This window comes from Streptomyces sp. NPDC031210, assembly GCF_055570395.1.
Genome location: NZ_JBVIHH010000008.1, coordinates 89,094 through 103,503 on the forward strand (window position 1 = coordinate 89,094; position 14,410 = coordinate 103,503).

Genomic DNA, 14,410 nt, shown 5'->3' on the forward strand with positions numbered 1-14,410 from the left:
GCCACCGAACGGAGTAGCGGAAGTCGCTCTTGCGGATCGCCGCAAAACGGGACGTTCGTCATGTCGGCCGCCGAGTTCCCGGTGTGTGACGGGCGCGTTTCCGCTCGGCGGCGAAGCCCCTCCGACCTGCGAATACCTGCGTCGAGCGGCCCCTCGCAGCACGTGGCGGGCGCTGTTGTCAAGCCCCGAGATATGCCCTGACCTGCGAAAACGCCATTCAGAACGCCCCGTTCCCGTGTTAGCATGGATAGCCACGGAAGGGGTACCTGTCACATGACGTTCAAGGTTGGCGACACCGTGGTCTATCCCCATCACGGGGCCGCGCTGATCGAGGCCATCGAAACTCGCCAGATCAAAGGCGTGGACAAGACCTACTTGGTGCTGAAAGTCGCCCAGGGCGACTTGACTGTTCGTGTGCCAGCGGACAATGCGGAGTTCGTCGGCGTACGCGACGTGGTTGGTCAGGACGGGCTCGACCGGGTCTTCGAGGTGCTTCGCGCACCGTATGCCGAAGAGCCGACGAACTGGTCCCGTCGCTACAAGGCAAATCTTGAGAAGCTCGCTTCCGGCGACGTGATCAAGGTCGCCGAGGTAGTTCGAGACCTGTGGCGGCGGGAGCGCGAGCGCGGACTCTCCGCCGGTGAGAAGAGGATGCTCGCGAAGGCCCGCCAGATTCTGGTGAGCGAACTCGCCCTCGCGGAGAACACCAACGAAGACAAGGCCGAGGCTCTGCTCGACGAGGTCCTCGCGTCCTGACGACGCTGTGCGAAATGCGAGACCGCAAGACCGCTTGAAGCGCCCGTGACGCCTCGGAGTCAAGATCGCTTGAAGCAGCATCGCTTGAAACAGCACTGCCGCGGTGCCCGAGTGACGACCGCCTCCCCAGTGGAGGCGTCTGTCGCCGGGCGCTGCGGCATATCTGCGGTCATGCGTTTCTGCGGTCATGCGTATCGCGGTCATCTCGCGAGCGGTCGATCGCCGCGTCAACCCTCGCGTCCTCAACGTCACCCTCGCCGTGTGGCGTCACCCGCCCGCCGTACGCGCCACGCCGTGTGCCGGGCCCGGGCTGCCGCCTCGACGGATGTCACGGAAGGGTCCGGTCAAGGTGTCGCGCCCGGCACGCTGACGCTGAGGCCATACCCAACCCGGCCGAGGAAACAAACCTGTCTGCGCCAATTCCGGGGCTGCCCCGGACTCCGGAGTCATCGATGCCAGATACCTCCCGCCCCCACCGCACCGCCGCGGTGATTCCCGCCGCCGGCCGCGGTGTCCGGCTCGGCCCCGGTGCCCCGAAGGCGCTGCGCGCCCTGGGCGGCACCCCCATGCTGGTCCACGCCGTCCGCGCGATGGCCGCCGCCCGCACCGTCTCCGTCGTCGTCGTGGTCGCACCCCCCGACGGCGCCACCGAGGTCCGCCACCTCCTGGACGAGTACCCGCTCAGCGACCGCACCGACCTCCTAGTGGTTCCCGGCGGCGAGACCCGCCAGGAGTCGGTCCGGCTCGGCCTCGCGGCACTGCCGGACGCCGTCGACGTGGTGCTGGTGCACGACGCGGCCCGCCCGCTGGTACCCGTCGACACCGTCGACTCCGTGATCGCGGCGGTACGCGCCGGCGCGCCGGCCGTCGTCCCCGCCCTGCCCCTAGCCGACACCGTCAAGCAGGTCGAGCCGCAGCCGCAGGGCACTCCCGAGCCCGTCGTCGGCACCCCGGAGCGGGCCCGGCTGCGCGCCGTGCAGACCCCGCAGGGCTTCCAGCGCGAGACCCTGCTCAGGGCCCACGACACGGTCGTCGAGGGCGAGGGCGCCACCGACGACGCCGGGCTGGTCGAGCGCCTCGGCGCGCCGGTCGTGGTCGTCCCCGGACACGAGGAAGCGTTCAAGGTGACCCGGCCGCTGGACCTGGTCCTGGCCGAGGCCGTACTCGCCCGTAGGAGGGCCACCGATGGCTATGTCTGACACACCCGGAGCCGCCACCGCGCCCGGCGCCGGAGGGCTGCCCGGCATCCCGCTCGTCGGCATCGGCACCGACGTGCACGCCTTCGAGCGGGGCCGCGAACTGTGGTGCGCCGGCCTGCTGTGGGACGCGGCGGAGAGCGACGGGTACGGCCTGGCCGGTCACAGCGACGGCGACGTGGTCGCGCACGCCGCCTGCGACGCCCTGTTCTCGGCGGCCGGCGTCGGCGACCTCGGCGCGCACTTCGGCACCGGGCGCCCCGAGTGGTCCGGCGCCTCCGGTGTGACGCTGCTGGCCGAGGCCGCGCGGATCGTACGGGCCGAGGGCTTCGCGATCGGCAATGTGGCGGTGCAGGTCATCGGCGTCCGGCCGAAGGTCGGCAAGCGGCGGGACGAGGCGCAGAAGGCCCTGTCGGCGGCGGTCGGGGCGCCGGTGTCGGTCTCCGGCACGACGTCGGACGGGCTGGGTCTGACCGGCCGCGCCGAGGGTCTGGCCGCGGTGGCCACGGCGCTGGTCGTCCGTACGGCCTGACGGGGCGCGGGCGGGAGCGCGAAGGTGCCGGCCCGGCCCCGCGCGCCTACCGGGGCAAACCGGTCAAGTGTCGATCCGGTGCGACCCGGTGGCCCAAGGGGTCGCGGGGCACTGCTCGGTTCCGACTACCCTGGTTCCGTGACGATTCGCCTGTACGACACCAGCGCCCGGCAGATTCGCGATTTCAACCCGCTCACGCCGGGCTGTGTCTCGATCTACCTCTGTGGTGCGACCGTGCAGGCCGCCCCGCATATCGGTCACATCCGGTCCGGTCTGAACTTCGACATCATGCGCCGCTGGTTCACCTACCGCGGCTACGACGTCACGTTCGTGCGGAACGTGACCGACATCGACGACAAGATCATCCAGAAGTCGGCGGAGCAGGGCCGCCCGTGGTGGTCGATCGGCTACGAGAACGAGGTCGCCTTCAACGCGGCGTACGACAGCCTCGGCTGCCTGCGTCCGACGTACGAGCCGCGCGCCACCGGCCACATCCCCGAGATGGTCGAGATGATGCGCGGCCTGATCGAGCGCGGCCACGCCTACGCCGCCGACGGCAACGTCTACTTCGACGTCAAGTCCTTCCCCGGCTATCTCCAGCTCTCCAACCAGGAGTTGGACAACCTCCTCCAGCCGTCCGGCGACGGCGAGACCGGCAAGCGCGACCCGCGCGACTTCGCGATGTGGAAGGCGGCGAAGGACGGCGAGCCGAGCTGGGAGACGCCCTGGGGCCCCGGCCGGCCGGGCTGGCACCTGGAGTGCTCGGCGATGGCCCACAAGTACCTGGGCTCCGCCTTCGACATCCACGGCGGCGGCGTCGACCTGGTCTTCCCGCACCACGAGAACGAGATCGCGCAGGCCAAGGCGTTCGGTGACGACTTCGCCGCCTACTGGTCGCACAACGCCTGGGTGACCATGAGCGGCGAGAAGATGTCCAAGTCGCTGGGCAACTCCGTGCTGGTCTCGGAGATGACCAAGCGCTGGCGTCCGATCGTGCTGCGCTACTACCTGGGCACCCCGCACTACCGCTCGATGATCGAGTACAGCGAGGAAGCGCTGCGCGAGGCCGAGTCCGCCTTCGCGCGGATCGAGGGTTTCGTCCAGCGCGTCGTGGAGAAGGCCGGGGCCGTGGAGCCCGCCGACGAGGTGCCGCCGGCCTTCGCCGAGGCGATGGACGACGATCTGGGTGTCCCGCAGGCGCTGGCGATCGTCCACACCACCGTCCGGCAGGGCAATTCCGCGCTGACCGCCGACGACAAGGAAGCGGCGGTGGCCCGGCTGGCCGAGCTGCGGGCGATGCTGGGCGTGCTCGGCCTTGACCCGCTGGACGAGCGGTGGTCGGGGAGCGGCGCGGACCATGGCCAGGACCTGCACGGCGTCGTGGACTCCCTCGTACGCCTGGTCCTCGACCAGCGGCAGGCAGCCCGCACCCGCAAGGACTACGCCACCGCCGACGCCATCCGCGACCAGCTCCAGCACTCCGGTCTCGCCATCGAGGACACCCCCTCCGGCCCCCGCTGGTCGCTGTCGTGAACCGCCCGATCCTGGACGGGAACCGCTCGGCCGCGGACGAGAACCCCTGATGGGCCGCACGTGAGCCCGTCCTGACCCCCGCCGTGCCCCAGCCCCCGACCTTCGTCGCGCCCCCGGTCCGACCCCCGGATTCGCCCTTCCCGGGGGCCGCGGGCGACACTCAATCCATACGTACGTACCCACTCCACGTCGCGAGACGTCGAGAGCAGTGAAGAAACAGGTGACCCATGGCCGGCAACAGCCAGCGCAGGAACCGCCGCACGTCCAACAAGAAGGGCGCGCAGGTCGGCAGCGGCGGTAAGCGGCGCCGGAGCCTGGAAGGCAAGGGCCCGACCCCGCCCGCCTCCGAGCGGAAGGGCCACGTCAAGAACCGCGTCGCCAACGCCAAGGCCAAGCACGCGGCCACGCGCCGGCCCGCCCCGCGGCGCGGCGGCGCGAAGGGCACCTCCGAGCTCGTCGTCGGCCGCAATCCGGTCTTCGAGGCGTTGCGCGACGGCGTGCCCGCGACGACGCTCTACGTCCAGCAGTTCATCGACACCGACGAGCGGGTGCGCGAGGCGCTCCAGCTCGCCTCGGAGCGCGGCAACATCAACCTGATGGAGGCGCCGCGGCCCGAGCTGGACCGGATGACCAACGGCCTCAACCACCAGGGCATGGTCCTCCAGGTCCCGCCGTACGACTACGCGCACCCCGAGGACCTGGCCGCGGCGGCCTTTGACACCGGGGACGACCCGCTGATCGTGGCGCTCGACGGTGTCACCGACCCGCGCAACCTCGGTGCGGTCGTGCGTTCGGTGTGTGCCTTCGGCGGCCACGGCGTGGTCGTGCCGGAGCGCCGGGCGGCCGGTATGACGGCCGGTGCGTGGAAGACCTCGGCGGGCACGGCCGCCCGTACGCCGGTCGCCCGCGCCACGAACCTGACCCGGACCCTGGAGGCGTACCAGAAGGCGGGACTGACGGTCGTCGGTCTGGCCGCGGACGGCGAGATGGAGCTCCAGGACGTCGCGGCGCTGGACGGCCCGGTCGTCATCGTGGTCGGCAGCGAGGGCAAGGGCCTGTCGCGGCTGGTCGGCGAGACCTGTGACGTACGGGTGCGGATCCCGATGCCGGGCGTCGCGGAATCGCTGAACGCCGGTGTCGCGGCCGGCGTCGTCCTGTGGGAAGCGGCGCGGCGCCGCGCCTGACCAGGGCATTTGAGGGCAGTATGGGGTCATATGCCCCCGGATGGGCGGTTCGCCCACCTGGGGGCAGGGCCTGACGCTCCGTACTTCTTTCGCGTATCCTGTGATCTTTTGACGGGTCTCGGACAGTTCGGGCCGGTCAAGGCAGTGTCTTAACCGGGGGTCACTCGGTTAGATGAGCGTGGACACCAGAACACCCCGCACACCTACGGGGGGACGCTCGCCGGGCTTTGATGACGAGCCGGTCCTGAGCTCGGTCAAGGTGCCGTGCGATCCCGCGCAGGTCATCGTCAACCACGCCAGCTTCCGCGTGCAGCTCGCCGCCCCCGTGCGCAGCGCCATGACGGACACCGCGCGTATCCCCGCGGTCCGCAGCCCGGCCGCCGGCGCCAGACGCCGGGCGCCCGTGGTGTGGAGCGGGCGCACGGACCCGGGCGGCACGGCCGGCGCCACCACCCAGCTACTGCACGCGGTACGCGACGCGGGCATCGGCCTCGACGGCGGCCCCGGCCGGGACACCGGCACGACCCAGGTCCTACCCCGCGTCCGCCTCGGCGACGCGCCCCCGGGCTCGACCGTGATCGGCCAGCGCGGTCCCGCCGACTCCGACACGACCCTGCTGCGCGGCGTACGCCCCGTAGCCGGCGCGTACGGCGACGACGCCTACGGCGACGACTACGGCGGCGCCGACGACGGCTACGACGACGACGGCTTCGACGACGGCTTCGGGGCGCGCGACCGCTACGACTCCGACGCCAAGCGGCGCGCCGCCGACACCGTCCGGCACGCGTACTACCCGGGCCGCCGGATGAACCTCGGCGTCGTCCTGCTGCCGCTGCGGATCTTCCTCGGCCTGATCTCCGTCTACGCCGGCATGGGCAAGCTCTGCGACCCCGTCTACTTCGACGGCGGCGAGCGGGGCTCCATGGTCACCTGGCTCCGGTCGCTCGACCCCTGGGCGCTGGCCGTGCCGCTGCGCGACTTCGCCGTGGCCCACCCCGTCGGCGCCGGCCTGACGGTCGCCTTCCTCCAGGTCGTGGTCGGCGTCCTGACGATGTGCGGCCTGTGGCAGCGGCTCGCCGCGTCGTTCGGCGCGCTGCTGTCCGCGGCGCTGCTGATGACCGTCACCTGGCGCACCGTCCCGGCCTACGACGCCCCCGACATCATCTACCTCGCCGCCTGGAGCCCGCTGATCATCGCCGGCGCCCCCGTCTACTCCATGGACGCGCGGCTGGCCGGCGAGGCATGGCGGCGGCTCGGCCCCCGCGTCGAGGTCGCCGACCTGCGCCGCCGGGTGCTGCGCCGCGGCTCCGTGATGACCGCGGTCGTCGCCGGCCTGACCCTGCTCATCGGTTCGCTGCTCGGCGGCGCCGTACGGTCCGCGACGGTCGCGCCCGTACCGCGGCCCGGGGAGCCCGCGATCAACAACCTCCCCGGGTCGCCGCTGCCGCGCCCCGGCAAGAGCGTCAACCGGCCCGGCAAGGGCCGCGCCGGCCTGCCCACCCCGCGCCACCGCGGGACGCCCTCCGCGGGCGCCTCGCACAAGGCCGGCAAGGCCGGCAGGCCGTCCGCCCCGGCCCGCGGCACCGCCCCGTCCGGCAGCGCCACCGGCAGCGCCCAGCAGCCCGGCGCGACGACCAGCGGCCCGCCGCGCCGAACGGCACCGAGCCGGGCCCCCGCCACGACGCAAGGATCGCCCGCCTCGGGCGGCACCGGCGGCGGCACCAGCGGCGGCGGCACCGACAGCTCGGGCTCCGGCGGCGACTCCGGCCGCGGCAGCACGCTGGGGGGTCTGCTGGGGTGAGACCCGGACGGCGCGCGCCCCTCGGCACTTGTGTGCCGGGGGGCGCGCGGCGTGAGTGGGGATCTGCGGTGCGCGGTCCGAGCCTCACGCCAGGCGCTCCGAGCCTTCCGCCCCTTACGCCCGCCACAGCCCGCACGCGCAACCCAGGGGTCCGCTTCCCCGCTTCGCGGTGTGGGGGGACCGGTGACAGGTGGCCGTGGGTGGCGGCCGTGGGGGCGGCAGTCGGCGGCGGCGAGCGGCCACCGGTCGGGCCGATGCTGTGGTGCTCCCTGGTTCCCTCCCGCCCTTGCTCCCTCGGGGAGGGGGGAGTCGCGGGCAGGCGCCCGCGTGCGGGGCGGACGGCGCCTGGTGGGCCTCGGGGGAGGTCGGGTGGCCCGGGGGTCGTCCGGCGGCCGGGCGGGCGCCTGCGGGCGGTTCAACGCCTCCGTGGGGGCAGTTCAGCGCCTCCGTGGGGATGGCTCAACGCCCCCGTGCGGGCGGCTCGACAGCCTTGCCCGGGCGGCTTCCCGACCAGGCGCGGGCGGCTCAACGCCCCTGCGCGGCCAACTCCTTGGCGGCCTCGGTGAGGTCCTTGGCGGTGTCGATGGCGCGCCAGTACGCCCCTTGGGGCAGCGGATAGCCGGCCAGCCGGCGTTCGCGGGCCAGGCGCGGGAAGGTGGTCCGCTCGTGGTCGCCGCGGGTGGGCAGCAGGTCCGTGAAGGCGGCGGAGAAGACGTAGACGCCCGCGTTGATGAGATACGGCGAGGGGGGCGACTCGATGAAGTCCAGGACGTGCCCGAACGCGTCGGTCTCCACCGCGCCCCAGGGGATCCGCGGGCGGGCCAGCGCGAGGGTGGCCTCGGCGTCGCGTTCGTAGTGGAACTCCGCCATCTCACGGAGCGGGAAGCGTGTCCAGATGTCGCCGTTGGTGGCGTACCAGGCTTCGTCCTGGCGCGGGAGGGAGGCGGCGGCGTACTTGAGGCCGCCGCCGCGGCCCAGAGGCTCGGGCTCGACAACGGTCGTGACCCGCAACGGCAGTTGGGCCTGGGAGAGCCAGTCCTGGAGCACCTCGGCGAGGTGGCCGCAGGAGATCACCGCGTCCGTGACGCCTTCCTCGGCCAGCCAGTTGAGCTGATGGCCGATGATCGGGGTTCCGGTGCCGGGAATCTCGACCATCGGCTTGGGTCGGTCATCGGTGTACGGGCGGAGTCGCGAGCCCTGGCCTCCGGCCAGGACCACGGCTTGCGTGGGGTACGGATGCGGGGCGCCTGTCATGGGTCGCACCTTAAGTGGTGCGCGTAGCGGTCACTGGGCGGCGGCGACGCCGGTGGCGAAGGAGGTGTCACAGACCGGGCGGGAGAACGCCTGGGCGCGGTGCGGGGCGCCGTACTTGGCGACCGCGGCGCGGCCGAGGGCACGGGCGATGGAGGCGCAGTGCTTGGCCAGAGAGGGCCGTGCGGTGGTCGCCTCCTGGAGGTGGGTGAGCGCGACCCCGGGGTCCTTCTGCTGAAGTTCCGCGAGGAGGCGGTCCCGCAGGACGTCCTGGGCGGCCCGGGGGCCAGCCTTGGCGGCGGCGACCTTCCCGGAGGACGCGGTGAGCACCTGCGATTCGGTGGCCGTCGACGCCCACGGGACGCGGGTGACCGCGAGGGTCCCGGACAGGACGAGGACGACGGGGAGGACAAGGGCGAGAGATCGGCCGATACGGCGGGCTGCTGAGTTCACGGTGGTGATGGTAGCGAGGAGTAATGATTTGGCGACATTTGGTCACCTTATCGAGGGACAGAATGGCTCGTCACCGTGGTTGCGATGTTGACGCGCTGGCGCGAAAGGCCGTTTCTGGCCCGGTCTGCGGCCGTTTGCCGAACTCTCGGGATGTATGCCTCTGTCTGCGGATGTCTGCTGCCGTCTATTGCCGTCTATCGCTGTCTATTGCCGTCTGGGGGCTTTCCGGGACCGCCTGACGTCCCCTCGCGCACTTCTGCCGAGGGTATTTGTCGACACGGCCGCCCTTGCCGGCCCCACGGTGGTGGCGTCCGGGCCCGCCATACGCCGACGGGGCGCCGGGCTCGTACGCCCAGCACCCCGCCGTGTAACCGCTACCGCTACCGCTTCCGCTTCCGCTTACCGCTCAACCTCTGACCGGTCGGGCCTGTCAGTCGGTGAGGCGCTCGCCCGACGACGTCGAGAAGACATGCGTCTCGCCCGGGCGCGGCACGACGTGCAGCCGGGCGCCCTTCTCCGGCACCTCCCGGCCGTTGACCCGCACGACCAGGTCCTTGACCTCGCCGCCGACCTCCGCGGTGCCGTAGACGTAACCGTCGGCGCCCAGCTCCTCGACCACGTTGACCGTGACGGCCAGGCCCGCCGGGGCGTCCGCGCTCTCCTTGGTCAGCGACTTCGCGGCCGCGCCGTCGCGCTCGACGATCTCGAAGTGCTCGGGGCGCACGCCCACCGTGACCGTCGTGTCGCCCTTGTCGGCGGCCGCGGTCAGCGCCTCGCGGTTGACCGGGACGACGCTGTTGCCGAACTTCACGCCGCCGTCGGTGATCGGGACCTCGACCAGGTTCATCGCGGGCGAGCCGATGAAACCGGCGACGAACAGGTTCGCCGGGCGGTCGTACATGTTGCGCGGCGAGTCGATCTGCTGGAGCAGTCCGTCCTTGAGGACGGCGACCCGGTCGCCCATCGTCATGGCCTCGACCTGGTCGTGGGTGACGTAGACCGTGGTGATCCCGAGCCGGCGCTGGAGGCCGGCGATCTGCGTACGGGTCTGCACGCGGAGCTTGGCGTCCAGGTTGGACAGCGGCTCGTCCATGAGGAAGACCTGCGGCTCCCGGACGATCGCACGACCCATCGCGACCCGCTGCCGCTGACCACCGGACAGCGCCTTGGGCTTGCGCCCGAGGTACTCCGTCAGGTCCAGGATCTTCGCCGCGTCCTCGACCTTCTGCCGGATCTCGGCCTTCGGCACACCGGCGATCTTGAGCGCGAAGCCCATGTTGTCGGCGACCGTCATGTGCGGATACAGCGCGTAGTTCTGGAACACCATGGCGATGTCCCGGTCCTTGGGCGGAAGGTGGGTGACATCGCGGTCCCCGATGCGGATGGCACCGCCGTCGACGTCCTCCAGCCCCGCGAGCATGCGCAGCGACGTCGATTTGCCGCATCCGGAGGGGCCGACGAGGACGAGGAATTCGCCGTCCTCGATGGCGATGTCGAGCTTGTCGACGGCGGGCTTGTCGGAACCCGGGTAGATGCGGGTTGCCTGGTCATACGTGACCGTAGCCATGGTGAGGTGTCCCTTCACCGGCAGGAACGTGCCGGACGATCCGAGTAAAGGAGTGGTGTAGTCCACTGTGCGGTGGACTCCGCGTGACGCTACCTCCGCGACGCCCGTCTGTCAGTAGCCCCCGGGTCACGAAATGGGGGACCGGCACCCGACGCTCCTGGGTACACTTCTTCACGCACGCCTCCTTAGCTCAGTTGGCCAGAGCACCGCTCTTGTAAAGCGAAGGTCGTCGGTTCGAATCCGACAGGGGGCTCTGAGAAGTCCAGGTCAGCTAGCCTCTGACCTGGGCTTTCTTTATGCGCGGACCCTGCTGGACGGGAACGCGATGATCTTCGCGCCGCCGCGTGTGGCCGACGTGTGGCCATCGTGTTCTGCGGTTGTGGTCGCAGCCAACGCGAGTCCCTGCTGCGGAGCATCGACCGTTACCGGCTGCGGCTCCTCGACCGCCTCTTGCTTCGGCCGGCGGGCGGCGCCCCTGGGAACGATGGCGGCGGTTGCCTCGGCCGCCTCCTGAGCGGCCTTCGGCATGACCGACTGATAGATGTCCCGAGTGATCACGTGCGGGCGGCGGACCGTCAGCATCCGGCGCGGCGAGGGTGGGTGGTCATGCCGGCGTACAGGCTCGCTTGGGTTCTGTCTTCGGCAAGCTGTCCGCGTCCACCTTCCGTCGACTCCCACAGGTCGGCGGCGGTGATGTCCACGCGGACGATGCCGGGGCCGGCCGATGGTGCGGTGTCGGTCATGCCGTCGGGCACGCATGAGCCGGCCGCCGTGGTTCGCCGGGCGGTGGGAATTCACGCGACCGGGTGTCACCGCGCGCATACGACGGTCTCGAGTGCGGTCGTGCGGCGCGCCCCCGCCCCGCCCTGTCGTAGGCGCTGTTGGTGAATTGAACTCGGCACTAGCCGCATCCGAGCTCACGCTCCGCCCTCTATGCCGCCAGAGCTGTCCTTCTGGTGCCGATCCGGTTCTGGAGTCGAGTCACGCCCCGAGTGAAGCGATCTGTCATATCAGTGGCGATTTGCACCGAAAGGCGAAAGTGGCTGCCCGCTCCCCGGAGCTGATAGCGTCGAATATGGGCACGAATTAACTTCGTTGCCATGTGCACTCATGACCAGAGTGTCGAAGTGAATCCTTGGGGGAAATTTATGAATAGCACGGCGAAACTCGGAGTGCTTGCAGGCGCGCTCGCGATCAGCGTGCTCGGAGCTGGCGTTACTTCAGCTACCCCTGCCGTCGCGCAGGATAAGGGGCGCAAGCCTGGAGTCGACACCTCTATCAAATTCTTCAAGCCTGGCGCCAACACCATAGTCAAGCTGAACGCTGATTATGCTGGCCCCTCAGCGGACGCCCCTGCGAACTCCTCTGCGAGCCCCTCCATGAGTGGCAATGCGATTCAGGGTCCAAACTTGCCCGCAGAGAAGTTCAAAAACCGGAAGTACAGGGGGCAGGTATGCAGCACTGAGAAAATATCGAGCACGAGCGGTCAGGGCAAGACCACGCTAGTGCTGGCGGTCGACGAGGCCGTATCGACACAGGTGGACGCAGAATTCAAGCTCGAAATGGAGGGTCTCTCGGCGGGAGTGGGCTTCAATGTACAGAAGTCTCGCACCGTGAAGAATGAAACCCGATACGAGGTTGCCAAGGGAAAGATGGGGACTGTTGAGGCATACCCCACCTACGACATGTATCAGGTCTCAGGGTATAACATACTCGGGCAGTTCGTGGGATACGCCACTGTGCTGAAACCAGTCGGCGTATGCTTCAACCAGTGGTCGAAGTAGCCTAGAATCACGCGCGAATGAAGGAGTGGCCTCGTGGCTCGAGTAATCCGGAAGCTAGTCGTCGGGGCCGCTCTTTCTCTTTCCTGTGTCGCCTGCACGGCGAATAGCGGGGGTAATTCCCCCGCCACCGCTTCTTCAGTGGACCAGTTCGCGCCAATAAACCAGCTCAAGCCGATCAGCCTTGAAGGGGACCCGCTCTCCGAAACGGAAACTTCTGATACGCATAAGATCCCCCGGGCGGTAGGGGAAGTTCACGCAGGCCACTACCGCATAATTGCGTATATTCAAGGAAGTTCCTGCGGGCTCCTAGTAGTCGACGCGAAGAGCTCGAAGCGACCTTTGATAAACCTTGTTTCGGCCTGGCCAAAGAATGCTTCAGAAGGCAGTAAACGTTATGCTGCTGGCCCTTACGGCTTTGCTTCGGGTGAGGGCGCAGACGGTTCTCACTCGCGAGCGTCGCTGTACTGTGGCAAGAGAGCGATGGTCGTCGAATTCGCGTCCGGGGAAAACATGCCGACGTCTGGACAGCAAGGCCATGTTTCGCTCAAAGAGCGCCAATCCGAGCCTGAGGCATTGGTAATAATCGTCGGTTCGGATGGTGCGCGCAAGAAAATCACGGACCAGGTAAAATGAACTCGTGCAGTGAACGACTTCGGGGCGTATAAATTCGTAAAGTTCGCGTGCCGATGAAAATTCACGGCAAGGCCCTACCCCTCAACAGTCATACGGCGGGGCGCGCGGCTGTTATACGGCCTGGTCAGTCTGTCGCGCGGGCCGGTGTGGCGTGAGGGTGGCGGCCGTGACGGTGGGCGCTACTCCGGGCGGGCAATGGCCGCGGTGCCACGCCTCGTAGTACACGTTCGCTAGGGCGAGCAGGGCCTGTTGGGCGGCGTCCGACGCGGTGCAGCCGGTCTCCATAAATCCGTACAGATCGTCCTACATGCCCTCGTCGGTAACACGCACGGGCAGTTGCTTGCCGATCGTCGGCGGGAGGTTCGATGCCGGCTCGGTAGAGTTCTTCTTACCCATGCGGGGGCTGCTCCCATCTGTGGCGAGGTCCGTCCGGGGTGTGGAGCGCCTGGCGGGCCGCTTGCGTTTTCAGGGCCAAGGCGCCCGCCCCGACCGTTGAGGCCGAGGCGGGCAGGCTGAATCAGCCGAAGAGCGCTCCCTGCTCGCCCTCGCCGACGTCGAACAGTGCATCGCCGCACGTCGGGGGAGTTGAGGCGATCCAGCCGCCGCGCCACGTCCCGCCGGCGGCCTCGGCCTGCTCGACAGCCTCGACGGTGTCAGCGAGCTCGGCCTCGGCGACGTCCTCGACGAGGTGCTGCTCGCCGAACAGCGGGGCACCGAGGTCGCGTGCGATCTGCTCGGCGCGCTCGACGGATGCGGCGTACTTTCCGTCGTCGATGGTGCGGGGATTGGCGGTGAAGGTGTGCCGTTCGCCGTGTGCGCGGGTGATGGCGCCCGGCCATGCGCTGCGCAGGAAGCCGACGACCTGTTCGCGCTCGATCACGAGCACGTCGCCGTCGGCGATGTCGTCACGGGACTGCGAAGCGTCGTACGCCTCGGCCGTGCTGCCGAAGTGGTGTACGGCCGGCTTCGCCTCGGCCGCAGCGGCGGGCGTAGGGGCTTCTGACCAGTGCAGAGATCGCACTCGGATGCGATACTGCTTGGTTCCAATCGCGCTCCGGACGGGGGTCCAGGTGGCAGAGCCAGAGTTCCAGAAGACGACCGAAGTGCGTTACAAGGTCGTTCCGGACGACCAGATGCCCGCAGGGCGGGCAACCCTCGTCGTAGATGGGCCGGGCTTCGTCGAAGCCCGCATCCGTCGAGGCCATGCAAGCGACCTTCTGTGCCAGCAGATGATGGCCGTCAGCCTCCACATCTTCAGTAATGGCCTTTGGGTCTACCACTGGAGGGAGGACGCGAACGCAGCGGGCGCACCCGTCGACGGTACCCCCGCCGAAGTGCGGTTCGAGATCCATCCTGCCGACGCCTTCCCCAAAGACATGGTCTGCCTGCACCTTGAGGAACCAGGGGAATTCATCTGGTTTGTCCGTGAGGGGCACCTCTCCGAACAAGCCTGCGGCGAGTTCAACGAGTACCTCAAGAGCTCTCTCCAGAACGGCTACTGGGTTCAGCGTTGGGACGAGGGCGAAGCTGGGGCCGTCGTCACCCCCGCAGCGCATCCCTCCCCAGAGCGATAAGCGGATACGTCGGGGGCTGCTCTGGGCGCCGGGCACAGGCAGGCAACACCGTGGCTCGGTCGTGCCGCGCCACGGTGCGCAGCCCGCCGGCTGATCAATCTGAAGGACGGGCGGCAACGCATGATCGGCCCGTCCCGCTGATCATG

General features: G+C 69.4%; 15 protein-coding genes and 1 tRNA gene. 10 read left to right on the forward strand and 6 right to left on the reverse strand.

From position 1 onward, the window contains the following. Positions 1-273: 273 nt before the first annotated feature. The 6 genes from ACZ45Z_RS16740 (at position 274) to ACZ45Z_RS16765 (ending at position 7,002) form a co-directional block, all read left to right on the forward strand. Positions 274-756 carry a CarD family transcriptional regulator gene (locus ACZ45Z_RS16740; RefSeq protein WP_003953493.1) on the forward strand — a complete coding sequence of 161 codons (483 nt, stop codon included), beginning with the start codon at positions 274-276 and terminating at the stop codon, positions 754-756. Positions 757-1,208: 452 nt separating this feature from the next. Beyond that, positions 1,209-1,955, forward strand: coding sequence for a 2-C-methyl-D-erythritol 4-phosphate cytidylyltransferase (gene ispD / locus ACZ45Z_RS16745; RefSeq protein ID WP_468362545.1), 747 nt, complete (start codon positions 1,209-1,211; stop codon positions 1,953-1,955). Further along, the gene (gene ispF, locus ACZ45Z_RS16750; protein WP_468362547.1) at positions 1,942-2,484 is read left to right on the forward strand and encodes a 2-C-methyl-D-erythritol 2,4-cyclodiphosphate synthase; all 543 of its coding nucleotides are present in this window, start codon (positions 1,942-1,944) and stop codon (positions 2,482-2,484) included. The genes ispD and ispF overlap by 14 nt, the downstream gene beginning before the upstream one ends. A 138-nt stretch (positions 2,485-2,622) precedes the next feature. Further along, complete coding sequence (gene cysS / locus ACZ45Z_RS16755; RefSeq protein WP_468362549.1) at positions 2,623-4,017, forward strand: cysteine--tRNA ligase; 1,395 nt, start codon at positions 2,623-2,625, stop codon at positions 4,015-4,017. A 227-nt stretch (positions 4,018-4,244) separates the two neighbouring features. After that, the gene (gene rlmB, locus ACZ45Z_RS16760; protein WP_468362551.1) at positions 4,245-5,201 is read left to right on the forward strand and encodes a 23S rRNA (guanosine(2251)-2'-O)-methyltransferase RlmB; all 957 of its coding nucleotides are present in this window, start codon (positions 4,245-4,247) and stop codon (positions 5,199-5,201) included. Between the two features lie 172 nt (positions 5,202-5,373). Next, complete coding sequence (locus ACZ45Z_RS16765; RefSeq protein WP_468362553.1) at positions 5,374-7,002, forward strand: DoxX family protein; 1,629 nt, start codon at positions 5,374-5,376, stop codon at positions 7,000-7,002. Positions 7,003-7,527: 525 nt separating this feature from the next. On the opposite strand, the gene ACZ45Z_RS16770 is transcribed toward ACZ45Z_RS16765, so the two are convergent. The 3 genes from ACZ45Z_RS16770 to ACZ45Z_RS16780 form a co-directional block, all read right to left on the reverse strand. Further along, entirely contained in the window at positions 7,528-8,256 is a 729-nt protein-coding gene (locus tag ACZ45Z_RS16770; protein WP_468362555.1) for a nucleotidyltransferase family protein, read from the reverse strand. Positions 8,257-8,286: 30 nt separating this feature from the next. Then, complete coding sequence (locus tag ACZ45Z_RS16775; protein ID WP_468362557.1) at positions 8,287-8,706, reverse strand: hypothetical protein; 420 nt, start codon at positions 8,704-8,706, stop codon at positions 8,287-8,289. A gap of 430 nt (positions 8,707-9,136) precedes the next feature. Further along, entirely contained in the window at positions 9,137-10,273 is a 1,137-nt protein-coding gene (locus ACZ45Z_RS16780) for an ABC transporter ATP-binding protein (protein WP_468362559.1), read from the reverse strand. A gap of 179 nt (positions 10,274-10,452) precedes the next feature. Here ACZ45Z_RS16780 and ACZ45Z_RS16785 point away from each other — a divergent pair. Then, positions 10,453-10,526 (forward strand) — tRNA-Thr (locus ACZ45Z_RS16785). A gap of 41 nt (positions 10,527-10,567) precedes the next feature. Here the strand turns inward: ACZ45Z_RS16785 and ACZ45Z_RS16790 are convergent. Together ACZ45Z_RS16790 and ACZ45Z_RS16795 are read right to left on the reverse strand one after the other, a co-directional pair. Then, positions 10,568-10,855 (reverse strand): hypothetical protein, encoded by a 288-nt coding sequence (locus ACZ45Z_RS16790; protein WP_468362561.1) that lies wholly within the window; start codon positions 10,853-10,855, stop codon positions 10,568-10,570. Then, a complete protein-coding gene (locus ACZ45Z_RS16795; protein ID WP_468362563.1) occupies positions 10,849-11,016 on the reverse strand; it encodes a hypothetical protein in 168 nt (55 codons plus the stop codon). Before ACZ45Z_RS16795 ends, ACZ45Z_RS16790 begins: the two co-directional genes overlap by 7 nt. Positions 11,017-11,421: 405 nt before the next feature. On the opposite strand from ACZ45Z_RS16795, the gene ACZ45Z_RS16800 reads away from it, so the two are divergent. Then, positions 11,422-12,057 (forward strand): hypothetical protein, encoded by a 636-nt coding sequence (locus tag ACZ45Z_RS16800; protein ID WP_468362565.1) that lies wholly within the window; start codon positions 11,422-11,424, stop codon positions 12,055-12,057. Between the two features lie 138 nt (positions 12,058-12,195). Beyond that, positions 12,196-12,690 (forward strand): hypothetical protein, encoded by a 495-nt coding sequence (locus ACZ45Z_RS16805; RefSeq protein WP_468362567.1) that lies wholly within the window; start codon positions 12,196-12,198, stop codon positions 12,688-12,690. A 517-nt stretch (positions 12,691-13,207) separates the two neighbouring features. Here the strand turns inward: ACZ45Z_RS16805 and ACZ45Z_RS16810 are convergent. Continuing rightward, the gene (locus tag ACZ45Z_RS16810) at positions 13,208-13,711 is read right to left on the reverse strand and encodes a hypothetical protein (protein ID WP_468362569.1); all 504 of its coding nucleotides are present in this window, start codon (positions 13,709-13,711) and stop codon (positions 13,208-13,210) included. A 49-nt stretch (positions 13,712-13,760) separates the two neighbouring features. Between ACZ45Z_RS16810 and ACZ45Z_RS16815 the strand changes: the two genes are divergently transcribed. Next, positions 13,761-14,264 carry a hypothetical protein gene (locus ACZ45Z_RS16815; RefSeq protein ID WP_468362571.1) on the forward strand — a complete coding sequence of 168 codons (504 nt, stop codon included), beginning with the start codon at positions 13,761-13,763 and terminating at the stop codon, positions 14,262-14,264. The last annotated feature ends 146 nt before the right edge of the window (positions 14,265-14,410 follow it).